The organism is Halopelagius fulvigenes, from assembly GCF_042662625.1.
GTDB lineage: Archaea > Halobacteriota > Halobacteria > Halobacteriales > Haloferacaceae > Halopelagius > Halopelagius fulvigenes.
Map to the genome: position 1 here is coordinate 386,001 of NZ_JBHSXH010000009.1, position 24,464 is coordinate 410,464.

27 protein-coding genes are annotated in these 24,464 nt (G+C 68.3%); 14 read left to right on the forward strand and 13 right to left on the reverse strand.

The genetic code is table 11. The features are described from left to right. The first annotated feature begins 83 nt into the window (after nt 1-83). Nucleotides 84-620, forward strand: a complete 537-nt coding sequence (locus ACFQEV_RS04355; protein ID WP_379692915.1) for a hypothetical protein — start codon at nt 84-86, stop codon at nt 618-620. Between the two features lie 90 nt (nt 621-710). On the opposite strand, the gene ACFQEV_RS04360 is transcribed toward ACFQEV_RS04355, so the two are convergent. The 3 genes from ACFQEV_RS04360 to ACFQEV_RS04370 all read right to left on the reverse strand — a co-directional run bounded on the left by ACFQEV_RS04360 (nt 711) and on the right by ACFQEV_RS04370 (nt 3,324). Beyond that, nucleotides 711-1,196, reverse strand: coding sequence for a DUF5518 domain-containing protein (locus ACFQEV_RS04360; protein WP_379692917.1), 486 nt, complete (start codon nt 1,194-1,196; stop codon nt 711-713). A gap of 67 nt (nt 1,197-1,263) precedes the next feature. After that, a complete protein-coding gene (locus ACFQEV_RS04365) occupies nt 1,264-2,943 on the reverse strand; it encodes an ABC1 kinase family protein (RefSeq protein WP_379692919.1) in 1,680 nt (559 codons plus the stop codon). Between the two features lie 12 nt (nt 2,944-2,955). Continuing rightward, nucleotides 2,956-3,324, reverse strand: a complete 369-nt coding sequence (locus ACFQEV_RS04370) for an Hsp20/alpha crystallin family protein (protein WP_379692921.1) — start codon at nt 3,322-3,324, stop codon at nt 2,956-2,958. A gap of 133 nt (nt 3,325-3,457) precedes the next feature. On the opposite strand from ACFQEV_RS04370, the gene ACFQEV_RS04375 reads away from it, so the two are divergent. The 3 genes from ACFQEV_RS04375 (at nt 3,458) to ACFQEV_RS04385 (ending at nt 7,536) form a co-directional block, all read left to right on the forward strand. Continuing rightward, nucleotides 3,458-4,729 (forward strand): molybdopterin molybdotransferase MoeA, encoded by a 1,272-nt coding sequence (locus ACFQEV_RS04375; RefSeq protein WP_379692923.1) that lies wholly within the window; start codon nt 3,458-3,460, stop codon nt 4,727-4,729. Continuing rightward, on the forward strand, nt 4,726-6,702 hold the full coding sequence (locus tag ACFQEV_RS04380) for a molybdopterin biosynthesis protein (RefSeq protein ID WP_379692925.1): 1,977 nt from the start codon (nt 4,726-4,728) through the stop codon (nt 6,700-6,702). The genes ACFQEV_RS04375 and ACFQEV_RS04380 overlap by 4 nt, the downstream gene beginning before the upstream one ends. Nucleotides 6,703-6,813: 111 nt before the next feature. Next, the gene (locus ACFQEV_RS04385; protein WP_379692927.1) at nt 6,814-7,536 is read left to right on the forward strand and encodes a HalOD1 output domain-containing protein; all 723 of its coding nucleotides are present in this window, start codon (nt 6,814-6,816) and stop codon (nt 7,534-7,536) included. Here the strand turns inward: ACFQEV_RS04385 and ACFQEV_RS04390 are convergent, their stop codons facing one another. The 7 genes from ACFQEV_RS04390 to ACFQEV_RS04420 form a co-directional block, all read right to left on the reverse strand. After that, nucleotides 7,537-8,217 (reverse strand): HAD family hydrolase, encoded by a 681-nt coding sequence (locus tag ACFQEV_RS04390; RefSeq protein ID WP_379692929.1) that lies wholly within the window; start codon nt 8,215-8,217, stop codon nt 7,537-7,539. It abuts the gene before it with no gap. A gap of 91 nt (nt 8,218-8,308) precedes the next feature. Then, nucleotides 8,309-8,677 carry an LWR-salt protein gene (gene lwrS / locus ACFQEV_RS04395; protein WP_379692931.1) on the reverse strand — a complete coding sequence of 123 codons (369 nt, stop codon included), beginning with the start codon at nt 8,675-8,677 and terminating at the stop codon, nt 8,309-8,311. 4 nt (nt 8,678-8,681) lie between these two features. Beyond that, complete coding sequence (locus tag ACFQEV_RS04400) at nt 8,682-8,957, reverse strand: 4a-hydroxytetrahydrobiopterin dehydratase (RefSeq protein ID WP_379692933.1); 276 nt, start codon at nt 8,955-8,957, stop codon at nt 8,682-8,684. A gap of 42 nt (nt 8,958-8,999) precedes the next feature. After that, nucleotides 9,000-10,382 (reverse strand): glutamyl-tRNA reductase, encoded by a 1,383-nt coding sequence (hemA, locus tag ACFQEV_RS04405; RefSeq protein WP_379692935.1) that lies wholly within the window; start codon nt 10,380-10,382, stop codon nt 9,000-9,002. Further along, nucleotides 10,379-11,026, reverse strand: a complete 648-nt coding sequence (locus ACFQEV_RS04410; RefSeq protein WP_379692937.1) for a precorrin-2 dehydrogenase/sirohydrochlorin ferrochelatase family protein — start codon at nt 11,024-11,026, stop codon at nt 10,379-10,381. Before ACFQEV_RS04410 ends, hemA begins: the two co-directional genes overlap by 4 nt. Nucleotides 11,027-11,051: 25 nt before the next feature. Further along, a complete protein-coding gene (gene ahbB / locus ACFQEV_RS04415; RefSeq protein WP_379692939.1) occupies nt 11,052-12,122 on the reverse strand; it encodes a siroheme decarboxylase subunit beta in 1,071 nt (356 codons plus the stop codon). A gap of 102 nt (nt 12,123-12,224) precedes the next feature. Then, a complete protein-coding gene (locus tag ACFQEV_RS04420) occupies nt 12,225-12,623 on the reverse strand; it encodes a DUF5778 family protein (protein WP_379692941.1) in 399 nt (132 codons plus the stop codon). A gap of 136 nt (nt 12,624-12,759) precedes the next feature. On the opposite strand from ACFQEV_RS04420, the gene uppS reads away from it, so the two are divergent. Then, nucleotides 12,760-13,689, forward strand: coding sequence for a polyprenyl diphosphate synthase (gene uppS / locus ACFQEV_RS04425; protein WP_379692943.1), 930 nt, complete (start codon nt 12,760-12,762; stop codon nt 13,687-13,689). 145 nt (nt 13,690-13,834) lie between these two features. Here uppS and ACFQEV_RS04430 read toward each other — a convergent pair whose 3' ends face one another. Then, the gene (locus tag ACFQEV_RS04430; RefSeq protein WP_379692945.1) at nt 13,835-14,443 is read right to left on the reverse strand and encodes an undecaprenyl diphosphate synthase family protein; all 609 of its coding nucleotides are present in this window, start codon (nt 14,441-14,443) and stop codon (nt 13,835-13,837) included. 140 nt (nt 14,444-14,583) lie between these two features. Between ACFQEV_RS04430 and ACFQEV_RS04435 the strand changes: the two genes are divergently transcribed. After that, nucleotides 14,584-15,891 carry a DUF92 domain-containing protein gene (locus ACFQEV_RS04435; protein ID WP_379692947.1) on the forward strand — a complete coding sequence of 436 codons (1,308 nt, stop codon included), beginning with the start codon at nt 14,584-14,586 and terminating at the stop codon, nt 15,889-15,891. After that, nucleotides 15,891-16,349 carry a GNAT family N-acetyltransferase gene (locus tag ACFQEV_RS04440; protein ID WP_379692949.1) on the forward strand — a complete coding sequence of 153 codons (459 nt, stop codon included), beginning with the start codon at nt 15,891-15,893 and terminating at the stop codon, nt 16,347-16,349. Before ACFQEV_RS04435 ends, ACFQEV_RS04440 begins: the two co-directional genes overlap by 1 nt. Nucleotides 16,350-16,386: 37 nt before the next feature. Here ACFQEV_RS04440 and dnaG read toward each other — a convergent pair whose 3' ends face one another. Beyond that, nucleotides 16,387-18,003 carry a DNA primase DnaG gene (gene dnaG / locus ACFQEV_RS04445; RefSeq protein WP_379692951.1) on the reverse strand — a complete coding sequence of 539 codons (1,617 nt, stop codon included), beginning with the start codon at nt 18,001-18,003 and terminating at the stop codon, nt 16,387-16,389. Nucleotides 18,004-18,182: 179 nt separating this feature from the next. Then, complete coding sequence (locus ACFQEV_RS04450; protein WP_379692953.1) at nt 18,183-18,911, reverse strand: sugar phosphate isomerase/epimerase family protein; 729 nt, start codon at nt 18,909-18,911, stop codon at nt 18,183-18,185. A gap of 146 nt (nt 18,912-19,057) precedes the next feature. On the opposite strand from ACFQEV_RS04450, the gene ACFQEV_RS04455 reads away from it, so the two are divergent. The 7 genes from ACFQEV_RS04455 to ACFQEV_RS04485 all read left to right on the forward strand — a co-directional run bounded on the left by ACFQEV_RS04455 (nt 19,058) and on the right by ACFQEV_RS04485 (nt 24,456). After that, a complete protein-coding gene (locus tag ACFQEV_RS04455) occupies nt 19,058-19,282 on the forward strand; it encodes a DUF3311 domain-containing protein (RefSeq protein ID WP_379692955.1) in 225 nt (74 codons plus the stop codon). Between the two features lies 1 nt (nt 19,283). After that, a complete protein-coding gene (locus tag ACFQEV_RS04460; RefSeq protein WP_379692958.1) occupies nt 19,284-20,786 on the forward strand; it encodes a sodium:solute symporter family protein in 1,503 nt (500 codons plus the stop codon). A gap of 87 nt (nt 20,787-20,873) precedes the next feature. Beyond that, nucleotides 20,874-21,443: a cysteine hydrolase family protein gene (locus ACFQEV_RS04465; protein WP_379692960.1), complete on the forward strand. Its 570-nt coding sequence runs from the start codon at nt 20,874-20,876 to the stop codon at nt 21,441-21,443. Between the two features lie 47 nt (nt 21,444-21,490). Further along, nucleotides 21,491-21,874 (forward strand): hypothetical protein, encoded by a 384-nt coding sequence (locus tag ACFQEV_RS04470; protein WP_379692962.1) that lies wholly within the window; start codon nt 21,491-21,493, stop codon nt 21,872-21,874. 186 nt (nt 21,875-22,060) lie between these two features. Then, nucleotides 22,061-22,681, forward strand: a complete 621-nt coding sequence (locus ACFQEV_RS04475; protein ID WP_379692964.1) for a hypothetical protein — start codon at nt 22,061-22,063, stop codon at nt 22,679-22,681. Between the two features lie 203 nt (nt 22,682-22,884). Next, nucleotides 22,885-23,439 carry a hypothetical protein gene (locus ACFQEV_RS04480; RefSeq protein WP_379692966.1) on the forward strand — a complete coding sequence of 185 codons (555 nt, stop codon included), beginning with the start codon at nt 22,885-22,887 and terminating at the stop codon, nt 23,437-23,439. A gap of 102 nt (nt 23,440-23,541) precedes the next feature. Next, on the forward strand, nt 23,542-24,456 hold the full coding sequence (locus ACFQEV_RS04485) for an HFX_2341 family transcriptional regulator (protein WP_379692968.1): 915 nt from the start codon (nt 23,542-23,544) through the stop codon (nt 24,454-24,456). Nucleotides 24,457-24,464: the final 8 nt, after the last annotated feature.

Consider the following 24,464-nt stretch of genomic DNA (forward strand, 5'->3'; position numbering starts at 1 on the left):
GGACGCCCGATTTCGACTCCCACCGTTCTCTCTCCCGATAACTGCGTCCGAGTCTATACATACTCGGACGGCGGATCGGGGGTATGCGAGCGTCCACACCCCCTTCTGCCTCCGCCGCGGACCCCGTCGAGACGGTGGTCAGGCGACTCTCGGTCCCCGCGGGGACGGAACTCGCCCGGTCGCTCCTCCGGGGCGTCGGGGCGGACGCGATGGAGCGTCACGGCGCGTTCTCCGCCGCGTTAGGCGCGGTTCGCGCGGTGAGTCGTCGCCTCGACGTCGACGTTCCGGAGGTGTGCGCCGCGGCGGCCGAACTCGGCATCGACCCCCGCGACGCCCTCGCCGCCGAACGGAAACTGGAGGCCGAACTGTCGCCACCCGGCGACCGAGACGACGTGGAACGACTCTCCTCGCGCATCACGGCGTACGCCGTTCTGTTGGACGCGTTGGAGAACGGCGTCTCCCCGGACGACCTCTCGGCGTCGGTCGACGACACCGCGGAGTTCGACGCCGCGGCCGTCAGCGACCACCTCGGCCGACTGAAAGCCGACAAGGCGATGGCGCAACTCGGTTTCCGCCTGTACGACATCGCCCGCGACGACGACGAGTCCGACGCCGAGTAGGCGGTACGCGTCGCTCGAACGTTCGGAGTTCCCTCAGCCAACGGAGCGACGTCGTCCCTCGCGCCTTCCGCCGCGTTCGGTCTCCCGCCGTCACGTCTCTTCGTTCGGGTCCGTCCCCAACCACCCGACGTTGCCCTCCGTTCCGCCGTCGGTCGTCACCCGGCCGTCCGCCGCCGGGCCGTCGCCGCCGGAGAGGCGGTCCTCGCGGTGTCGGCGGACGAAACTGCCGACCGTCCCCGCGACGGCGTTCGGAAGCGTCACGGAGAGGAGGATTCCGGTCGTCGCCGCGCCCGGCGTGGTGAAGAACGGGGCGAGATACTCGTAGGGAAACGGGAGCGTCCCGTCGCCCGTCACCGCGAGGACGACGAGTCCGGGGATGAGGAGCGTCCCCCACGCCAGAGAGGAGAGGAGGCCGTGCCACGCCCCGTCGGAGGATTCGGGGCCGACGACGTACCCGGCGAACACGCTTCCGGCGAGGCCACCGACGAGCGTCACGCGACCCGTGATCGCGAAGACGAGCGCTTCGCTACACGCCGCTAGCGCGAACCCGGCTAGCACGGCCCGCCAGCGAGTCATACCGTGCGTATGGAAACTCCTCCAGTATAAACGCATCCTCCCGAAACTCAGGTCTGATACCGACGCGTCACTCGTCGCCGCGGCGTTCGCGGAGGTTCTGGCGGGTGAACTGCGGCGTGGCGCGAACGCCTCGCTTCGACCGGAACGACCGGTACAGGAGGACGGCGACGGGAATCGTGAGCAGGGCGGCGACGGCGGCGGGAACGACGCTCGTCCCCTCGAACGCGTACAGAATCGACGTCGAGAGCGCGCCCACGGCGAGGAGGATGCTGTAGGCGATGCGGCGCGCGAGTCGGTCGAAGACGCCGTTTTTGTCCTCGACGCGGATGTTGACGCTGAGGTTCTCCCGTTCGAGGCGGTCGAGCGTCCGGTCGAGCTTCGGCGGGACGGTGAACAGCGCCTGCGAGGTGTCTCTGGCCTGCCTGCCCGCGTCTCTGGCCAGTTCTCTGGCCGTCTCCTCGTAGTACCCCTCCTCGCGGAGGTACGCCGTCGCCACCGCGATGAAGTCGAAGTTAGGGTCCAACGTGACGCAGACGCCCTCGACGACGGTAGCGACGCGGAGGACCAAGGCGAGATTGCGGGGCAGGCGGAGGGGGAACTCGTAGATGGTCGACTCCACCTGCTCGATTATCTGCTGGACGCGGTACTGTTCGATGTCCTCGCCGCGGGCGTCGGCGATGGCCAGTTCCATCACGTCGCCCATCACCTGCCGGTCGGCCTCCGGCGAGAGCGTCCCCATCTCGATGAGGGCGTCCAGGATGCCGTCGATGTCCTGGTTGGCGATGGAGACGTAGAAGTCCACGATCTTGTCCTGGATGAACGGTTCGACCTTTCCGGACATCCCGAAGTCGTAGAAGATGATGCGCCCCTCGTCGTCCACCGCCAGATTCCCCGGGTGGGGGTCGGCGTGGAAGACGCCGTCGTCGATTATCATCTGCAGGTAGACCCGTTGGAGCGTCGTCGCCAGTTCCGTCCGGTCGATGCCCATCTCGTCGAGGGCCGCGACGTCGTTTATCTTCGTCCCCGGGAGGTACTCCATCGTGAGGACGCGTGGCCCGGAGCGTTCCTCGACGGGCGCGGGGATGCGGATGGCGTCGTCGCCCCGGAAGTTCGACCGAATCTGATCGAGGATGCGCCGTTCGCGGCTGTAGTTCATCTCCTGTCGGATGGTCTTCGCGAACTCGTCGGCGAGATTTTCGAGGGAGAACGCCCGTCCCTCCCCGATGAAGCGCCTGACGACCGGCAGCGACCACCGGACGACCCGGAGGTCCGCCTCCACGAGCTTCTCGATGCCGGGGCGGCGAACCTTCACCGCGACGGGGTCGCCGTCGTACTCGGCGGTGTACACCTGCCCGAGACTCGCGCCGCTTATCGGGTCGGGGTCGAACACGTCGAACGCCTCCGAGACGGGGCCGAGTTCCGCCTCCAGGACCTGACTCGACTCCTCCCACGGGGCCGGCGGCACGTCGTCCTGCAAACTCGACAGCACCTCGATGTACTCCGGCGGGAGGATGTCCGGGCGCGTCGAGAGCAGTTGGCCGAGTTTGATGAACGTCGGCCCGAGCGTCAGAAGCGAGTCGAGCAGAATCCCCGCCCGCCGCACCCGCATGTCGGGGGTGACGCTCCGGGACCCGCCGAACAGGAAGAAGCGACGGCGGTCTCTCGCGTAGGCGACTATCAGCGGGAAGAACTGGTAGACGACGACGAGGAACCGCCAGTACGCGCGTAAGTTGACCAGCGTCACCACCTCACCGCGAGGTCAGACGCCGTCCTCGTCAGCGGTAATCGGGATGGTTCGTTCGGGCGCGGCGGTTCGCTTGGGGAGGCGAATCGTGAGGACGCCGCGTTCCATCTCCGCGTTCGCCCCCGCGCCGGTGGCGTCCGGCGGGAGGGGGAGTTCGGCGTCGAGGAACAGCGACCGGTCCTCGCGGACGTACTGAAACTCAGCCGGAAGCCACTTCTCGCGTCGCGCCTCGATGGTGAGGCGGCCGCTTTCGACTCCGATTTCGGCCGTCTCCGCCGTGACGCCGGGGAGGTCCAACACGAGGAGGTACGCGTCTTCGGATTCCAACAGGTCGGCGAACACCGCGTCGGGGAGTTCCTGAAGCGCGTCCCGCAGTGCAGACATACGCCGACGTAAGTGTGCCTCGGGCTAAAACCCCCCGGTCGCGGCTGTCGATTCCGGCCGTAAGGCCTTTTCCGGACGGACGGTCCGCCCGGCGCTACGCCCCTTTTTGGTTCCGGGCGCGCAACGGTCTGACATGGACGCAGCGGACTCCGATTCGGACGACCACGGGGCGGACCGACGCGCCGCCGGGTTCAAAGACCGGACGCGGGTCGCCGCCGCCCGGGAGACGCTTCTCTCGGCGGCGACGCCCCACGAACGGACGGAACGACTCCCCCTCGGACCCGCGGACGGACGGGCGCTGGCGGAACCGGTCGCGTCGCCGCGGCCCGTCCCCGGGTACGACCGGGCGGCAATGGACGGATGGGCGGTGCGCGCGCGGGACACGTTCGGCGCGTCGGGTCGGTCGCCCGAGATTCTCCGCGTCGGGGCCGCGGAGGCCGAACCCGACGCGGAAGTCGCCCCCGGCGAGGCGGTTCGGGTCCACACGGGGAGCGAACTCCCGCCGGGCGCGGACGCCGTCGTGATGATAGAGGAGACGGAGGCGGTCGGCGACGAACTCGAAGTGTTCGACGCCGTCACCGAGGGCGAGAACGTCGGCCCGGTCGGCGAGGACGTCGCGGAGGGGCAACACCTGTTCGACGCCGGCCACAGACTCCGGCCGTCGGACCTCGGCCTCCTCAAATCGGTCGGCGTAGACGAGGTGTCCGTCTACGAACGGCCGACCGTCGGCGTGATTCCGACGGGCGAGGAACTCGTCCAACACGACCCCGACCCCGGCGAGATAGTCGAGACGAACGGGCTGACCGTCACCCGTCTGGTGGACCGGTGGGGCGGCGTCCCCACGTACCGGAGCGTCGTCACCGACGATGAGGCGGCCCTCCGCGCGGCCATCCAACGCGACCTGACGAAGGATATCGTCGTCACCACCGGCGGGTCGTCCGTCGGCGAACGCGACTTGGTGCCCGAGGTGGTGGCGGAACTCGGCGAGGTTCTCGTCCACGGCGTCGCCCTCAAACCCGGCCACCCCGTCGCCCTCGGTATCGTCGAGGAGACGCCCGTCGTGATGCTCCCTGGCTACCCCGTCGCCTGCATCGTCAACGCCGTGCAGTTCCTCAGGCCACTGCTCAAGCGCGTCGGCCGCCTGCCCGACTCGCCGTTCCCGACCGTCGAAGCCCGACTGGAACGCAAGATCCCGAGCGAACCCGGCGTCAGGACGTTCGCTCGCGTCCGTCTGGACGCCGAGGAGGGCGAGAACGACCGGGTCGCCACCCCCACCCGCGCCTCCGGGTCGGGCGTCCTCTCCTCCGTCGCCCTCGCGGACGGGTGGGTCGTCGTCCCCGAGGACCGCGAGGGGTACGCCGAGGGTGAGACCGTCGCCGTCGAAGACTGGGAGTGGTCCGCGTGAGCTCGCGCAAGGAGTTCCGCGATTTAGCACCGCCGGAGGAGGCCCACGAGGCCATCGCGTCGTTGGACCTCGAACCGGACCCGGAGACGGTCCCCCTCTCGGAGGCGCGGGGGCGCGTCCTCGCGGAGCGAATCGACGCCGAGTTGGACGTGCCGGGGTTCGACCGCGCGAGCATGGACGGGTACGCCGTCCGCGGCCGGGACACCTTCGGCGCGGACGAGGCCGACCCCGTCAAGTTGGACCTCGTGGGCGCGGTCCACGCCGGCGCGGAACCGGACGTGACCGTCGGCGAGGGCGAGGCGGCCGAAATCTCCACCGGCGCGGTGATGCCGCCCGGCGCGGACGCCGTCGTCGTCGTCGAACGGACGGAGGAACGCGACGGGCGGGTCGTCGTGCGGACGGCCGTCGCGCCGGGCGACAGCGTGATGCTCGCCGGCGCGGACGTGGCCGCCGGCGCGCGGGCGTTGGGACCCGGAACACGCGTCACCCCCCGCGAGATCGGCCTGCTCTCGGCGCTCGGAATCAACGAGGTGCCCGTCCGGGGGCGACCGACCGTCGGCATCGTCTCGACGGGCGACGAACTCGTCCGCCCGGGCGAGGAACTGCGGAGCGAAGCCGGACAGATATACGACGTGAACAGTTACACCACCGCCGCGGCCGTGGAGGAGGCGGGCGGCGAGGCGCGCCTCTACCCCCACGCGGGCGACGACTACGAGGAGATGGAGCGAATCCTCGTGGAGGCCGCCGAGGAGTGCGACTTGGTGCTCTCGTCGGGTTCGACGTCCGCCTCCGCCGTGGACGTCATCTACCGCGTCATCGAGGAACGCGGCGAACTCCTGCTTCACGGCGTCGCGGTCAAACCGGGCAAGCCGATGCTCGTCGGGCGCGTCGGCGACTCCGCGTACGTCGGTCTGCCGGGCTACCCCGTCTCCGCACTCACCATCTTCCAGACGTTCGTCGCGCCCGCCGTCCGCCGCGCCGCCGGCCTCCCCGAACCCCGCACCGCGACCGTCGAGGGGTCGATGGCCGTCCGCGAACGCTACGGCGAGGGGCGACTCCGTCTGATGCCCGTCGGCCTCGTCGAAAGCGGGCCGGCAACGGCCCGAAGCGGAGGCGGTGACGCCGCCGAACGAAGTTCGGCTGGCCACCAGACGAAGTCTGGTGAAACCGCCGACGACGAGGCGGGCGAGACGCTGGTGTACCCCGTGGACAAGGGAAGCGGCGCGACCACTTCCTTGGTCGAGGCCGACGGCGTGGTGGAGGTCCACCCGGACACGGAGTACCTCGCCGAGGGCGAATCGGTCGAGGTGCGCCTGTTCTCGCCCGACGTTCGCCCCCCGACGCTGTTCGGCGTCGGCGAGGACGACCCCGCCCTCTCGCGCATCCTCGACAGACTCGAACGACCGCGATACCTCGCGGTGGGGAGCCGAGACGGCCGCAGACGCCTCCGCGGCGGCGTGCCCGACGCGGCGGTGGTCGCGGGGCCGAGCGACCGCGAGGTGGAGGCGGTCGAACTCGGCGGGTGGACGCGCGAGTGGGGACTCGTCGTCCCGCCGGGCAACCCCGACGGCGTGACCGGTCTCGCGGACCTCGCCGACGAGGACCTGCGGTTCGTCAACCGCGACACCAACTCCGGACTCCGCGCGAGTCTGGACGACGCGGTGGCCGAGGTGGCGGCCGACAGGGAGACGACGAGCACCGAACTGACCGACGCCATCGACGGCTACGAACTGGGGACGAAGGCGTACGAGAGCCCCGCCCGCGCCGTCGTAGACGGGAACGCGGACGCGGGCCTCGGCCTGCGGCAGACCGCCGAGTCCCTCGATTTGGGGTTCGTCCCCCTCGGGACGGAGACGGTCCGCGTCTGGGCGAACCCCGACAGGACGGAGAAGGCCGGCGTCCGCGAGTTCGAACGCGCGATTGACGACGCCGGGGACGTGTTCGATTCGCTCGCGGGCTACGACCGCGACTGACCGCCGCCGAGTCCCTCCGAGCGCCGCCGAACGCCCTCGAACCCCGGAAAGTGGCGGTCGCCTGCCGCGTTCGAGGGAAAACGCTATGTACCCCTCTTGGTAGGTACTGTCATGATACCGGCCCAGACAGTGTTGCACGTGGACGACGACCCGAGCGTGCTGGAGTTATCCCGGGCGTCGTTCCGACGGGCCGGCGACGCCGACGTGACGGTGGTGACCGCTGCGTCGGGTCCCGAGGGGATGGCCGTCCTCGACTCCCGGCGCGTGGACTGTATCGTCAGCGACTCGGTCGCCATGCCGGACGGAACGCCGTTCGTCGCGGCCGCGCGCCGCGCGCACCCGGCCGTCTCCATCGTCCTGTTCACCGCCAAGGAGTGGGACGACGTTCGCTCCGACGCGGCCGCCGCCCGCGTCGAGACGTACGTTCGGAAGGCCGACCCGGGCGACTTCGCGCGGGTGATAGCGGAGGCGAGGACGCTCGCCCGGCGGGGCAGAGCGAACGAGGAGGAGAGAGAACCCCGGCCCGACGGCGGCGAGTGGGAGTTCGTCACCGCGCACGACTGGGAGACCGACGACGAACTCAGCACGAGCATCGTCGTCGCGTTGGCCGCCTACACCGGTCGAGACGCCGACGAGACGGGACCGCTGTATCCGACCGTGGACGCCGACGTGTTGGACGCGTTGCTCCGCCCGCCAAGCGACGACTGTGACTACGACGTGCAGGTTCGGTTCCCGTACCGGTCGTGGGAGTTCACCGTCTCCAGTCGGGGTGAAATCGGAATCAGAGCGGCGAGGGACGGCGCAGCCGACGAGTCGTACCCGAATCGAGCGTAGTTACCGTTCGAAGCCGCCGTCGGCGGCGACGTCGGAACCCAGGTCGGCGAACGACTCGACGCGGTAGTCGGCCAGCACGCACCGGCCGCGCCGTTCGGGCGGGTGCCGTTCGACGTGGATGCCGTGGAGGCCGGCGTTCCACGCCGCGCCGATATCGCTCGCGCCGTCGCCGGCGAGGACGCCCGCCCCCGCGTCGTCCGGGTCGAGGCCCAACCGTTCGATGGCGTGTCGGACCGGCGCGGGGTCGGGTTTCCACCCGAGGTCGGCCGTACAGCAGACGATGGTGTCGAACCACTCCCGGATGTCGAGATAGTCCACCACGGGGTCCGTGAGGAACTGCTGGCAGTGCGTCACGACTCCGACCGGCACGCCCTGCGACCGGAGGTCGGCCACCAAGGCCGCGGCGTCGTCGTGGAGGAACGTCGCCTCGGCGCGGGCCTGCGGGTCCTCGACGGCGTGGAAGGCGTCCCAGAACTCCTCGGGGTCGAGACCCCACTCGCGGAGTCGCGGGTCGCGCGCGCCGCCGAGGCCGTGCCAGAGGATCTCGGCCTCGCGGTCGGTGAACCCCCGGCCCAACCGGTCGCCGACCCGGTCGAACGTCTCGCGGGTGTACGACCACTCGACGTCGACGACCGTCCCGTCGAGGTCGAACAGCCAGAAGTCGTACGCGTCGGCAATCATGGACGAACCGATAGGTAGCGACGAGATAAGTCTGTTGCGCCCGTTCGCGCCGCCGGGAACGACCGCCGCCCGGCCGCCTTCCACGGCCTCTTCACGGCCTGACGTGTATCGAACTGCCGAGGTACTTCGTGAGCGTTTCGTCTACCGCGTCGGAGTTGAACAGGTCGAGGTTGTCGGCGATCTCCGACTTCAACGCGTCGAGGTACTCCTCGTCGGTCCGCAACTCCCTGAACGAGACGGACTCGACGGGGGCCGAGAGCCACTCGGCGGCGAGTTCGCGGGCGTATCGCTCGTCGTTGACCTCGCCGCGCCAGAGGGCGTCCCGGAAGAACAGCCAATCGCCCTCGCCGGGGGGGTCCGCGTCCAGTTCGACGACGGCGTCGAACGCTCGCGGATCCGTCTCCACGCCCGGAGCGGTTTCGAGGGCGAATCGCACCTTGAAGACGTACGCCGCGCGCAACGGACTACACCTCGTCGTCGAACAGGCCGGCCAGACGGATGTCCTTGTCCGTGATGCCGCCCTCCTCGTGGCTCGTCAGGCGGACTTCGACCTCCTTGTACCCGACGCGAATCTCCGGGTGGTGGAACTCCTCTTCGGCCACCTCGCCGACGCGGGTGACGAACTCGATTCCCTTCAGGTAGTCGTCGAACTCGTACGTTTTCGTTATCTCGTCTCCCTCGCGGTCCCACCCCTTCGGGAGCTTTCGCTGTATCTCGTCGTCGCTGAGCAGGTCTGCCATGTGAGAGAGTGTCGGACGGATTCGGGATAACGCTTCTCCCCGTCAGTCGTCCGACAGGCTTTCGAGGACGTGCTGCGGGATGTCCTCGTCGGGACTCGGGTTCGCGTCGGCCGGAACGCCGTCCGGTCGTCCCTCGGACGACTCCTCCGAGGCGTCGCCGCCCGAGAAGCGGGGCATCTCGCCCTCGAAGTCGGGGTTGAACAGTCGCATGGCGGTTTGGATGGTGGACCAGTCGTCCTCGGCGGCGGCGTCGCGGAGACTCTTCGTCGGCGCCGAGAGCAACTGCCCGACGAGTGCGTCCGCCATCGACGCCACCGTCTCGCGTTGCTCCGGCGTGAGAGAGCCCTGCGACTCCAGTTTTGAGAGGGCGGTCTGGACCTCTCGCTCCTTGACGCGTTCGGCGGACTCGTACATCGCGCCGATGGCCTCGTCGGCGCGCTTTCGCTTGTAGGAGTCCAGGAGGCGGTCGAACTCGTCGTCTATCATCGCCTCGACGCGGCGCGCCGCCTCCTCGCGGAGCGTCCGCGTCTCGTCGGTCACCGCTTCGAGGGCGTCGATGTCGCGGACGACGACGCCCGCCACCTCGTCCGCGGCGGGGTCCACGTCGCGGGGTTGGGCGATGTCGATGAGCATCGTCTCGCCCGCGTCCGCAACCTCGGGTTCCGAGATGACGTACGTCGGACTCCCGGTGGCGGTGATGACCACGTCCGCCTCCGCGACGGTGCCCTCGACGGCGTCCAACGGGACGGCGCGGGCGGGACTGTCCACCAACTCCGCGAGGTGTTCGGCGTTCGAGAGCGTCCGGTTCGCTACGACGACTTCCTCGACGTCCGCGGCGGCCAACGCCTCCGCGGCGAGGCGGCCCATCTCGCCCGCGCCGACGACGAGTGCGGTCGCCCCCGCCACGTCCACCTCGGACGCCGCGAGTTTGACCGCCGCCGACCCGAGGGAGACGGCCCCCTCGTTGATGCGCGTCTCCGTCCGCGCGCGTTCGCCGACGTGAACCGCCTTCGTCAGGGCGTCGTCGAGGACCGGTCCGACCGCCCCGGCCTCCCGCGCCGACTCGGCGGCGCGCTTGAGTTGGCCGAGAATCTGGTCCTCGCCGAGGACGAGCGATTCGAGTCCGGCGGCGACCCGCATGAGGTGCCGCAGACTCTGCTCGTGGTCCATCTCGACGACTGCGCCGTCGCGGACGTCGGGCGCGAAGTCGTCGAGGGCGGCCCGCCCCCGCGCGACGGCGTCGGTGACGACGTACGCCTCCGCCCTGTTGCAGGTCTGGATAGCGAACGCCTCCTCGACGCCGTCGCGGGAGAGAAGACACTCGACGACGTCCTCGGCGTCGGTCGTCGATGCGGACTCTATCTCCTCGATGCTCGCAGACTCGTGCGAGACGCGGACGCCGGTTATCACTCCGGCGTCTCTCATCGGTCACCCCCCATCGTGTTACGTATCACGCGGTCTGCCTCTTGGCGGGGATTAGATTCCCCCGTACGTAAAGCCTTCCAAACGCGCGGAGACCGTACGACCGCTCGCACGGCGTCTCGGCGCTTCTCCGGCGCGTAGCCGTCACGCTTCAGTTCCGCCCGCAGGTCGCCGGTCAGGTCGGCCATCGCCCCCGCGCCGTCGAGTTCCGACTCGACGCGTTCGCGGAGGTACTTCGCGAGGGCGGGACTCGCGCCGCCGGTGGAGATGGCCGCCGTCACGTCGCCGTCCGTCGCCGTCGCGGGGACGACGACGCTCCCGGCGTCCCGGCCGCCGCTCTCGTCGGCGCGGTTGACCAACGCGCCGCGCTCTCGGGCGGCGCGTTCGGCCGCCTCGTTCACCGCCTCATCGTCCGTCGCGGCGACGACGAGGGCGGGGTCCGTCCGGGCGACCCACGATTCGACGTCTTCGGGGCTCGGAGCCTCGCGGACGCGTTCGGCCCCGCCGAACTCCTCGTCCGCAAAGTCGGGACTGACGACGATAACCTCCGCCTCCGCGGCGAACCGGCGCGCCTTCCGCGCGCCGACGCGTCCGCCGCCGAAGACGAGGACCGTCTCGCCCGCGAAGTCGTGGTACAGCGGTATCACTCGTTTTCTCCCTCCGTGTGCCGTCTCACTCGGTGTTCGCCTCCGCGCGTTCGTCCATCCGGATGCCCGTCTTCTTCAGGATGCGCGTCGAGAACAGGGTGTCCCAGTCGTCGTCGCCCACGTCCCAGTACGTCTCCATCTCCTCGCGCACCCGTTCGATTCGCGCCTCGCTCTCCTCCTCGCTCCGACCGTGGGTCATCGCGAAGAAGTTGTACGGCCAGACGCCCTCGTGGCGGGGCCGCCGGTAGCAGTGGGTCACGAAGTCGAGGCCGGCGACGGCGGGGCCGACCTCTTCGACCACCTCGTCCGGGACGTTCCAGACGGTCATGCCGTTCTCCGTGTAGCCGAGGGCGTAGTGGTTGGGGATGACGCCGACGCGCCGAACTTTCCCCTCCCTCTCGAACCGCTTTATCGTCCGGACGACCCACTCCGTCTCCGCGCCGATGGCCTCGGCCACGTCGGCGTACGGCGTCTCCGTGACGGGGAGGCCGCCCTGAATCTCCAACACCAAGTCGCGTTCCGCGGGCGTCAGCGTCCGCCGCGACTCGGGGTCCACCTCGGGGCCGAGGTGCGAGAGGTCCACGTCGCCGTCGGGGACGGGGCCGTCGAGCATGAACTTCGCCTCCACGCGGAATTCGCGCTTCTTCGGCAGGTTGTACGTCGGTTGCCCCGTCTCCGCCTCTATCTCGGCGAGAACCTCCTCGACGCGCGCCTCGTCGGCGACGCTCACGACGAACCAGACGTTGAGGTGCGGGTGTTCGCGTTCGTAGTTGTGCGCGACTTCGCGGTGGGCGTTGACGTTCTCGACCACCTCGTCGAACCGGTCCTCGGGGGCGTGCATGGCGACGAGCGTCGCCGTCCCGCCTATCTCCTCGGCGTTGACGAGTGCGCCGAACCGGGTGAGGACGCCCGACTCGTCGAGGTGCCGGACGCGTTCGAGAAGTTCTTCGGCGGTCACCTCGACGCCGCGTTCGCGGAGTGCCGCGGCGGCCGGTTCGAACGGGCGTTCGACCACGGGGAACCCCCCTTGGAACGCGTTGACGATGGCTCGGTCGAGTCCCGTCAGGTCCTCGACGTCGGCGTCGGCCCTACTCATTACGTCTGTTTCGGTAGTCCGGATGGATAAGCGTCTCGAAGCAGGTGACGTTTCGGGGGGTCTAACGGCCGGTTCAGCCCGGTCAACCGTGTACGTCCGGTCTCAGGGGACGGGCATCACGCGTTCGACGTGGGCCAGTTCTTCGAGTTCCTCGACGACGGCGTCGTGGTCGGCGGTGGCCTCGTAGTAGAATACGATGTCGAACGTCCCGTTCCGGAGTAACTGCTGGCACTCCCAGACGAACTCCTCGTCGTCCAGCGCCAGGCCTTGGAACTGGTTGGAGGCGAAGTCCGTGTCGTCGTTGCCGGCGTAGATGTACGTCTCTCCCTTCCCGGCGTGCGCCGCGATGACTTCGTTCGCGTCGACGGTCAGTTCCTGCATCTCCAAGTCCTCCTGCCCGCCGAGGTCGGTGTGGACGATGGCGCCCACGAGTTCGATATCGCCCGGTTCGAGGAGCGCCATCGTGCGCTTGTAGAGGTCGTCGTCTACGACGTCGGTCATGGGCGAAACTCGTCGTCCCGGGATAAACGGGTGGCGGTTTCCGCCAACCCCGACGGTCGCCCCGGGACGTGTCCCCGTGCAAACAGTTCACGGCAACGAAAAGACACATACCTCTTGCGGCGGATGTACGTCGTATATGTTGCAGTGGGCTCGTCGGCGGTTCGCCAGCGCGTACGAGCAGATGCTCCGGCGAGAGGTCGGGGACGGTCCCGACCACGTCGCCATCATCCAAGACGGGAACCGACGGTACGCGCGGAAGAGCGGAGACGACGTGTCCGACGGCCACAGGAAGGGCGCGAAGACGACCGAACAGGTCCTCAACTGGTGCGACGAGCTCGGCGTCGAGGAACTCACGCTGTACACCTTCTCGACGGAGAACTTCGACCGCCCCGAGGACCAACTCGAAGCGCTCTTCGACCTCATCGAGTCGAAACTGTACGAGTTCGCGGACGCCGACCGGGTCCACGACGGCGAGGTCCGAATCTCCGCCATCGGTGAGGTGGACCTCCTCCCGGACAGAATGCAGGAGGCCGTCGAGTACGCCGAGAGTCGAACCAACCAGTACGACGGCTTCCGGTTGAACATCGCTCTCGCGTACGGCGGGCGCGCGGAACTCCTTGGGGCGGCCCGCGACGTTGCCCGCGCCGTCGAACGCGGCGACCTCTCGTCCGACGACATCGGCATCGAGGAGATAGACGAACGGTTGTACCGCCAACCCGCCCGCGACGTGGACCTCATCATCCGCACCGGGGGCGACGAGCGCACCTCGAACTTCCTCCCGTGGCATGCCAACGGCAACGAGGCGGCCGTCTACTTCTGTGCGCCCTACTGGCCGGAGTTCTCGAAGGCCGACTTCCTCCGCGGCCTCCGGACGTACGAGTCCCGCGAGATGTCGTGGCAGCGCACCCGGTCGGAACGCGCGGTGGCCCTCGTCCGCGCCGTTGCCGAGACGGAACTCGCCGAGGCGCGCACCGTCGCGGGCCGCCTCCGGGAGCAGTTGTCCTCCGCGGGGGCGCAACAGGTCACCGCGGAGTTGGAGCGTCAGGGCGAGGAAGTCGCGGACTGACGGCGTAACCCGTCGGGAGGCGAGCGAAGCGAACGGACCGACGGAGTTCGACCTAACGGCCGAATTTCTGTTGCTCGCATCCCTCGCAACAGCGTTCGGCCTACCGGCCGAACCGCCGCTGGACTTTGGTCCGGCGTGATTCGGTTTAGCGACCAAATCTCCGCTGTCGGTTCTGGTAATCCAGCACCGCCCGCAGGTAGTCCCGCTTCCTGAAGTCCCGCCAGTTCACGTCGGTGAAGTACAGCTCCGAGTAGACGGACTGCCATATCATGAAGTCCGAGAGCCGTTCCGCGCCGGTCTTCAGCACCAGGTCGGGTTCGTCGGGGAAGACGAGTCGCTCCTCGACGTGTTCCTCGTCCACGTCGTCGGGCGAGAGCCTCCCCGCTTCGACTTCCGCGGCGATGGAGCGGACGGCCTCGGCGAACTCGTGTTTGCCGCCGAGGCCGATGCTCACCTGCACGGGCGTATCGACGCGTTCCGTGTCGCCCGGCCCACGGACGGCGAGCGTTCGCGGACTCTGCACCTCGGTGAGTTCCCGTTCGAGCGTCGGCACGACGGCTTCGTCGAGGACGCTCACCGAGACGGTGACCTGTTCTGCGCCGTACTCGAACGCCCAGTCGAGGAACTCCTCTAACGTGTCGTACGCGCCCTGCTCCAACAGGTCGCGTTCGGTGATGACCACCGCGACGTGCTCCGGGGGGTCGGACTCGTGTCGTCTGTGGCGGAGGGCGAGGTACCGGTCGTACAGTCCCACGCCGCATGCTCCGTGGCGGCGCGAGTAAATCCCACCGATTCGGGCGAACCGTCGCCCCGGCCGCCCGGCCGCGCCGGAACCGTCAGACGGAGACGGGCAATGTCGGGAGCGTTAAGTGCGAGTCTGAGATATCGAACGGTGTGCATTCGACGCTTCGGCGAGCGGGTGGGTTCGCCGTGGTGGGGACGCTGGCTCTGGCGGCGCCGGCGCTGAACGGTGCGGCGTTCGCACCGTTCGCGGCCGTCGCACTGTTCGCCGCGTTCGTCATCACCGACGGTCCGCTGTTCGAGCTGTTCGCCCGACCCGGAGACCGACAGGACGGCCGGCTGAACGGCCTCGCGGGGTTCGCGCTCGCCGCGGCCGGACTGGCTATCTTCGCCACCGTGATGGACCTCCCGGTGGACCTGTTCGTCGCCGCCGTCGTCGTCCTCGCCTACGGCAACCTCGGCGCGGAGCTGGTCGCCGAGACGTCGGACGACCCGTTCCTCGGCACCGCCGGCTTCGTCTTCGGCGGCTTCCTCGCGGGCGTCCTCGCGCAGGCCGCCGTCGCGTCGTACGTCGGCGCGGAGGTTCTCCTCCCGCGCTTCGCCTTCCTCGCGGCGGCCGCCGCCCTCGTCGCGGCGCTGGTCCGCGAAGTCCTCTTCGAGCAGGACGACCCGCTCGTGATGCTCTCTGCGGGACTCCTGCTGTGGCTGTTCGACTTCCTCGCCGACTCCGTCGCGCCGGTCGAAATCACCCTCGCCCTGGTCGTCACCGTCTTCTTCGGCTACGTCTCGTACGCGCTGGGGACGGCGTCCGTCCCGGGGATGCTGACGGGCGTCCTCCTCGGGCTTCTCACCATCGTCTTCGGCGGGTTCGGCTGGTTCGCCGTCCTCATCTCCTTCTTCGCCATCGGCGGCCTCTCGGCGAAGTTCAAGTACGACGCGAAGAAGGACCGCGGCGTCGCCGAGGACAACGACGGGGCGCGCGGCACCGGCAACGTCCTCGGCAACGCCGCCGTCGCCCTCGTCGCCGTCGTCCTGTTCGCCGCGAGTCCGTGGCTTCCCGTCGGCGCGAGCGTCTTCCAGTACGCCTTCGCCGGGTCGCTGGCGGCGGCGATGAGCGACACGCTCTCCTCGGAAATCGGCGGGCTGTACGACAACCCCCGCCTCATCACGACGTTCGAAACCGTCGCGCCCGGCACCGACGGCGGCGTGACGTGGCAGGGCGAACTCGCCGGCGTCGCCGGCGCGGGCATCGTCGCCGCCTTCGCCTACGTCGTCTTCTCGGACGTGGCGCTCGCGGGCGCGTCGGTCGTCCTCCTCGGCGGCGTCGTCGGCATGACCGTCGATAGCCTCCTCGGCGCGACGGTGGAGGGCGACCGCATCGGCAACGAGGCGGTGAACTTCGCGGCCACCGTCGTCGGCGCACTCGTCAGCACCGTCGTCGCCCTCGCCGCACTCGTCTGATGCCCGTCCGACCGGCCCGCCCGTCCGACCGGTCCGCGCTCTCCTCCCTCCAGTCGCACCTCGCGGAACCGTCGCCGTCGCTCCTCGACGCCTCGGTGGCGTCGGGCGACGAGGGCGGTGCGGTCCCGGCGGGCGGCGTCGGAACGCTCCTCGTCTCCGCCGACGGCGACGGAACGGCGGACCGGCCGGCGGGCTACCTTCTCGCGGTCGATTCCGACGGCGAGGGCCACGTCGCGGAGGTGGTCGTCGCCCCCGCCCGCCGCCGCGAGGGGCGCGCGTCTGACCTCCTGACGGCGTACCTCCGACAGCGACCGCCCGGTACGCGGGTCACCGTCACCGTCGCGCCCGACAACGGGGCGGCCCGGTCGCTCTACGAGGCGCACGGGTTCGAAGTCGCCGGGCGGCGTCGGGACTTCTTCGAGTCGGGCGACGCACTCGTCTACGAGCGAACCGTCTGAGAGAACTCATCGGGCGCGGCGAGGGCGGCGGACGCCCTCACTCGGCGGCGGCCAACAGGTCCGACGCGGCGAGGACCCGGACGCCGACCGGTCGCTTCACGAACTCGCCGGTGGACGCGGCGACGGCGTGACTGACGCCGCGTTGCGCGACCACATCGAGGACGCGTTGCGAGAGTTCGTCGTCGAGGACGACCGCGTACGGCGCGGATTCGGCGCTCTCGACCGCGTCGAACGCGTCTCCGGCGGGCGCTTCCGCGACAGTCCGCAACTCGTCGTCGAGGAGGCGGACCGTCCCGGTCGAATCGCCGACGACCGCCCGGACGTGGTCGCGCAGGGACGGCGGGTGCGACTTCTTGGCGTCTTCGACCGCCGCGTCCCCCTCGTCGGCCGGCGAGTCGGGGGACGATTCGGACGCGCCGGCGGCCGCGTCGGCGGTCGTCGCCACGCCGTTCGTCGCGGTTCCGGCCCCCGCGTCGGCGGCCGCATCCGTCGTCACCGCTTCGACGGGCGCGGAGTCCGCAGTCCCGCCCCCGATATCGGCGGGCGGGGCGTCACGCGCGGTGGTCGCCACCACGGCGGCGGACTCGCCCGTCTCCGCGTCGGCGACGTTCACCGCCACGTCCGGCGTCTCGCCGCCGCCCTCCGGGGGCGTCCCGCCCTCCGAGGGGGGTTCGGCGGGCGCGTCGTCGGCGTCGTCGGATGTCGATTCCTCGTCTCGCTCGTCTCCGTCGGACCCCATCTCGGGGGTGGGAGTCGCCGACTCAGTCGTCGGCGACCCCTGCCGAGGGTCCGTCCCCCCACCTCCGGCGTCCGCCGCGGAGTCGGTCGCGGCGTCCCGGAAGTTCCCGTCGTCGGGGAGCATCTCGAACGCGATCTTGTTCCGGAGAACGGACATCAACTCGTGGCGGGGTAAGTCCTCGACGGACGTGCCCTCGGGGGCGAACGCGACGTAGTCCACGTCGCCCACCTGCGACAGTTCCCGCAGGATGAGCTCGCCGCCCCTGTCGCCGTCGAGGAAGGCGGTGACCGTCCGGTCCTGCGTCAGCTCCGCCACGTCGGCGGGGACGTTCGTCCCCTCGACGGCGACGGCGTTCTTGATGCCGTACTTTAGGAGGGTCAAGACGTCCGCGCGGCCCTCGACGACGATTATCGCGTCCGAATCGACGACGCGCGGTCCGGCGGGGAGGCCCTCGTACTCGGTGATGTCCTCGACGCGGACGCTCTCTCTGACCTCCTCCAGAATCTCCGTGGAGGTCATCACGGTGTCGTCGAACGACTCCGCGAGGAGCTCCTTGGCGCGTTCGACGACTTCCCGTCGCTTCGCCTCGCGGACGTCCTCGATGTCCGTGATTCTGGCGTCGGCTTGGCAGGGGCCGACGCGCGTGATGGTTTCGAGCGATGCGGCGAGGATGGCCGTCTCGACCTTGTCGAGACTGGTCGCTATCGTGACTCGCCCGAACGACTGGCCGTTCTCGCTCTCTATCTGTACGTCTATCCGACCGACTTTCGACGACTGCTGCAGGTCGCGGAGGTCGAGTTCGTCTCCCAGCAGACCCTCGGTCTGCCCGAAGATGGCGCCGACGACGTCCGAACGTTCGACGACGCCGTCGGCGGTGATGGCGGCGTGAATGAGATATTTTGCTGTATCGTCCATTGATGAACCCCCCTTTCGAGGTTTGATGATGTGAATGACGTCATGGGAAGCCCGATGACACCCTTATATTTCGTTCGCTGTCGGCAAATAACTATCGTACCGGCGACGCGATTCGAGAGTCGTTGATGCGTCGCCGGCGGTCGGTTCCGACGGCGGGCGCGAAGTCGTCGGTTCGGGCGTTACAGTCCTCGCTCCGCCAACCACGACGCCGCGCGTTCGAGCGATTCCAGGGGGTCGTCGGGGTCGTCGTGTTCGAAGACGACCCACTCGACGGACGCCTCCCGCGCGGCGTCGAGAACGGCGTCGAGGGGGGCGTCGCCCTCTCCGAGGTCAACGGGCCGGCCGCCGCGCGGCGCGTCCGCGTCCGTGACCACGTCCTTCAGGTGGAGCACGTCGATTCGGTCGGCGTGCCGTTCCACGAGCGAAGCGGGGTCCGCGCCGGCGGCGTGGGCCCACCCCGCGTCGAGTTCGAGTGCCACGTCGGCGTCGGCGACGACGCGTTCGAGGGCGTACTCCCCCTCCACCTCGACGAACTCGTGTTCGTGGTTGTGGTAGCCGAGGCCGAGAACGTCCCCGGCGACGGCGTCGAGGCGGGCGGCGGTTTCGTCGGCGGCGTCGGCGTCCGCGAAGTGCTCGGGGTCGAGGTAGGGGACGACGAGCGAATCGGTCCCCAACGCGCCGTACGTCTCGACGGCGGCCGCGGGGTCCGATTCGAGGGCTTCGATGCCGACGTGGGCGGACGGGGCGGCGATACCGGTGTCCGAAAGCGCGTCGGCGACCGCGCTCTCGTCGTCGCCGAGGCCGGCGAACTCCACGCCGTCGAACCCCGCCTCGGCGACGCGGCGAACGGTTTCCGGGAGCGGGGCGTCCAGCGAACGAAGGGTGTACAGTTGGACGGCGGTCTGCATGTCGGTCCAGTCGCCCGACTCGCGTTTATACCCCGTGGGAGTCGGTGTCCCCCCGACTCGCCCTTTCGAAGAATATTTCTCTTCGGTTAGCGCAATCGAATCTCGAACGATAACATTTAGGTCGAGAGGGTAACAAGTCGGTTCCAATGACGGGGTTGAAGACGGATTACCTCTGGTACGGGGTGTTCGCCCTGTTGGTCGTGTTCGCCGTCCCGTGGTTCATGTGGCGCGACGCGACGACGTGGGCCGGACTTCCGCTGTGGTTGTGGTGGCACATCGGCTGGATGCTCGTCGCGTCGGCGGCGTTCTACGCGTTCTCGCTCGGCGCGTGGGACAGGCTGATGGCGACGGAGACGGGGGAGGTGCGCTGAGATGGCGGGGACGGACCTGCCGGTCCAACTCGGCGTCGTCGGCGCCTACCTCGTCGTCTCCGTCGCCGTGGGCGCACTCGCGTACCGCTTGACGAGTCGCGACGCGGAGGACTACTACCTCGCCAGTCGGTCGCTCGGCACCGTCGTCCTCCTGTTCACGACGTTCGCGACGCTGCTGTCGGCGTTCACGTTCTTCGGCGGGCCGAACCTCGCGTACGCCGCCGGGCCGGAGTGGATTCTCGTGATGGGGCTGATGGACGGCGTTCTCTTCGCCATCCTCTGGTACCTCGTCGGCTACCGCCAGTGGCTCATCGGCCGCAACCGGGGGTACGTGACCCTCGGCGAGATGCTCGGGGACCGCTTCGGGTCGAAGCGCCTCCGCGCACTCGTCGCCGGCGTCAGCCTCTTTTGGCTGTTCCCGTACGTGATGCTCCAGCAGATGGGCGCGGGCGAGGCCATCGTCGGCCTGACGAACGGCGCAGTTCCCTACTGGGCGGGCGCGGCGCTCATCACCCTGTTCATGATCGTGTACGTCGTCCTCGCGGGCCTCCGAGGCGTCGCGTGGACGGACACCTTACAGGGCGTCTTCATGCTCTCTATCGTCTGGGCGGCCGTCGTCTGGGTCGTCTCTGCGGCGGGCGGCCTCGGGAGCATCTCGGCGTCGATGGCGTCCGCGAAGCCGGAGTTCCTCGCACTCGGCGGCGGCCTCTACTCGCCGCAGTGGATGATTTCCAGCGCCGTCACCATCGCCTTCGGCGTGACCATGTTCCCGCAGATAAACCAGCGGTTCTTCGTGGCGAAGGACGCCCGCGTGCTGAAGCGGTCGTTCGCGCTCTGGCCGATACTCGTCCTCCTCCTTTTCGTCCCGGCGTTCCTGCTCGGGTCGTGGGCGGCCGGGTTGGGCGTCTCCGTCCCCGAGGGCGCGAACGTCGTCCCCGTCCTCCTGAACGAGTACACGCCCGCGTGGTTCGCAGCCCTCGTCGTCGCCGGCGCGATGGCGGCGATGATGTCGTCGTCGGACTCGATGCTCCTCTCCGGGTCGTCGTACCTCACCCGCGACCTGTACCGCCCGTTCGTCGCCCCGGACGCGACGGACGACAGGGAGGCGTGGGTGGCCCGCGGCGGCGTCGTCGCGTTCGCCCTGCTGACGTTCGTCGCCAGCCTCTTTCGACCGGGGACGCTCGTCGAGGTGGGCGACACGGCGTTCGGCGGGTTCGCCCAACTCGCGTTCCCGGTGATAGTCGCGCTCTACTGGTCGAACACGACGCGAGCGGGGATGTTCGCCGGCGTCCTCGGCGGACAGGCGTTCTACCTCGCGCACGTCTTCCTCCCCGAGGTGACCGTCGCCGGGGCGACGGTGCTGGGCGCGACGTACTTCGCGTGGGACTACGCCCTCTGGGGGATGCTCCTCTCTTTAGTCCTCACCGTCTCCGTCTCCGCGCTGACGACGGCCGCCGTGGACGAGGACGCGGACCGCTTCTCCGTGGGTCTGCGGGCGGACTGAGACCGACCGCGAGCGCTCTCTCCCCTCTCCCGTCGTGGGGTCCCGCCGTTCCCGAACGTTAAACTGCGCCTGCGCCGACCCACCGACATGAACGAGTCCGTCGCGCGGGAGTACGGCGACGCCGTTCTCGTCCTCGTGGACTTCCAATCGGGATTCGACGACCCCCGGTGGGGCGAGAGGAACAACCCCGACGCGGAGAGAAATACCGGGCGACTCCTCGACGCGTGGCGCGCCCGAGACGCGCCGCGCGTCCACGTCCGGCACGACTCGACGGAGGCGGACTCGCCGCTTCGGCGCGACGCCGACGGCTTCGCGTGGAAGTCCGAGACGGCACCCGACCCCGACGAACCGGTGTTCACGAAGCGGGTCAACAGCGCGTTCGTCGGCACCGGCCTCGAATCGTGGCTCCGCGAACGGGGGTTCGACCGCCTCGTCGTCGCCGGACTCACGACCGACCACTGCGTCTCGACGACGACTCGGATGGCCGAGAACCTCGGGTTCTCGCCGCTCGTCGTCTCCGACGCGACGGCGACGTTCGACCGCGCGGGGCCGGACGGCGAACGGTACGACGCGGAGACGACGCACCGAACCGCCCTCGCGCACCTCCGCGGGGAGTTCGCCGCCGTGGCGACGACCGACGAGATACTGGCCGAGTAGCGTCCCGCGTCGGCAGAGTCACCCCGCCGTACTCCCGACCAGCCGACATGAAGCGCCGCCTGTTCCTCGTCCCCGGCGTCGTCGTCCTCCTCGGTCTCGCCCTCTTCACCGTCGTGTTCGGTCCACCCGCCACGCCCTCCGCGGTAGCGTCGATGGCGTGCTTCGCCGTCGCGGGCGTCGTCGTCCTCCTCGCCGGACTCCGCGCGTCGGCCGCGGTTGGGCCCTCGCCCGTCCCGTGGTACGTCTTCGCGGGCGTCGGCGACGTGGCCCTCGCACTCGGACTGCTCGTAAACGGCGCGGCGACGGTCGCACACGGCGAGGACACCCTCGTGACCGCCATCACCGTCGTCGCCAGCGTCCCGGTTCTCCTGTTCATCGGCGTGGACTACCTCCGCGGCGGCGTCCACCTCGACGTCTCCGTCCTCGAGTAGGCGTCGAGCGATTCCGCCACCGCATTGACGGTGCCGACGGCCGAGGTCTGCCGCATGGTCCTCGGAGTCGGTCTCCTCGCGGCGGGGTTGGCCGCGGTGCACGTCGTCGCCGGACGGATTCGCTCGCTTTGAGTCATCCCCCGGAGCCAGTGGCTCTCCCTCGCCGGCGGCGTCTCCATCGCGTACGTGTTCGTCCACCTCCTCCCCGAGATCACGGCGCGACAGGCGGAGATGGCCGGCGGCGAGTCGGCCACCGGCGTAGCCGCGGCCGGCGGGGAACTCTCGCTCTTCATCGTCGCCCTCGCCGGGTTCGCCCTCTTCTACGCCCTCGAACGACTCGCCGCCCGGTCGCGCCGCGAGACGGACGGGGACGAGGTTCTCGGCGACGCGGAGACGCGAACCCCCGCGAGCGTCTTCTGGATACACCTCGGGTCGTTCTCGGCGTACAACGGCCTCGTCGGCTACCTCCTCCTCCACCGCGAGGAGACGGGCCTCCTGAACCTGCTCTTTTACTTCACGGCGATGGCGCTCCACTTCGTCGTGAACGACTACGGCCTGCACGAACACCACCGGGAGGCGTACACGCGCGTCGGGCGGTGGCTTCTCGCGGGGTCCGTCCTACTTGGGTTCCTCGTGGGCTCTCTCGTCGCCGTCCCCGAGGTTCTGCCCAGTCTCCTGCTGGCGTTCCTCGCGGGCGGCGTGATTCTGAACGTGATAAAGGAGGAACTCCCCGAGGAGCGACAGAGCCGCTTTTGGGCGTTCGCGGCGGGGTTGGTCGGCTACACGGCGGTTCTGTTGGCCGTGTGATTTTAGAATGTCTACTCGTGTTAATAGCAGATGAATATCCTGTGCTATCATTTAGATAGTGTATGGAGATCTCAACCGATGCAAATTATAAGTAAAATTAGTTCATGATGTAATTGATGAGAAAAGGATATCTAGCGGGAGTACCGATCTGCTTAGCAATTTTACTACTCTTTAATTTTTGCCTACTTCCGACTTTCTGGCAAATGGCTCCTAACGAGATTTGGACTACCGGTGCAACCCTTGAGGGTCTACTTTTAGATCTAATTGGTGCTTCTCTAGTCCTCTTTCCAGAGCTACCAGTGGTTAAAGGAGCGTTCGTTCCCACGAGACGGATAGACCAAATCAAAGAAGCACGTCATTCACTATTTGAGAATAGAAGGCTCCAGAGGGGTGATGAAGGATTCAGGGAGATCGTTCATATCTGCAGTCAAAGGGCAGATATAGAGGATATACCCGATCTAATAAGGGCAGTTCCATCTAACAGGTTTGGTAGTGGCGTCCAGTTTCTCATGGAAAAGCCGAATTGGTCTCCAGACGGAGACTATGGGAAGGATGATATAATTCCCCTTGACAAATATGATTCTGAAACAATAGAAACTAGACCAATGGTCGATCAGTGGATAACACAGTATCTAGGAGAATTAGAGGGGGAAGCTACACAGGTGGCATTCCTAATCGGCCTATCATTCCTCGTGATGGGGTTTAGTCTTCAACTCCTTGCTACCTCCTGCAGAAATGATATATTCTGTGGCCTGTAGGCTGTTTTACATATAATCATTTTGTCTGAGTGCCCCATTCTGTGATCGTCAACCGTCTCGTAGTCTGGTGGTTTTTATACTCGCCAGGCCCCCCTATCAGGTATGCAGACCCACATCGTCCCGGTCGGGTTTGACTACGACCGGCTCATCGCGCCTCTCATCCGCGACCAGTTGGACGTAGACCGGGTCATCCTGTTGGAGGGCGCGGTGGGGAGCGAGGCGAACGTCGAGTACTCCCGCCGCCTCTCGGGGAAACTGGAGAAGGACTTCAGGAACCTGCTGGGCGCGGAGACGGAACGCGTCGTACTGGACGACGTGTACGACTACGACGCCGCCTTCGAGCAGGCGTACGACCTCATCAACGCCGAGTTAGACGACAGCGACTCCGGCGAGGTGTGGGTGAACGTCAGCGCGATGCCCCGCCCCGTCTCCTTCGCGTTCGCCACCGCCGCCCACTCCATCATGGTCGAACGGCAGGAGGACAGAGACCGCATCCACACCTACTACACCGCCCCCGAGAAGTACTTAGAGAGCGAACTGGCCGAGGAACTCAGGGCGGGCCGCGACCTGCTGGACGACCTGTTGAGCGGCGAGGACGTCGCGGACGAGCGAATCAGAGAGCGGTTCGAGACGGCGTCGGACCTCCTCGAAGAGTTCGACGAACGCGGGACGACCATCGGCGCGAAGCAGATAGAGGGGAACCACATCGTCGAACTGCCGGTCGCCTCCTTCTCGAACGTCAAGCCGTTCGAGGAGGTCATCCTCTTCGCACTCGGCGAACACGGCGAGTTCGCCTCCGTCTCGGAACTCGCGGAACGACTCGCCCGCGACATGAACGAGGAGTACACCGACTCCTTCCGGTCGAAGGTCATCTACAACGTGGACCGCCTCGGACCCGGCGGGAAGGGCTACATCGAACAGGAGGAACGCGGGAAGTCCTACCGGACGAGACTCTCGCGCATCGGCGAACTGTGGGTCCGCGCCCACGCCGACTCCGAGGACGTGCTCGAAGGGTGAGTTCTCCC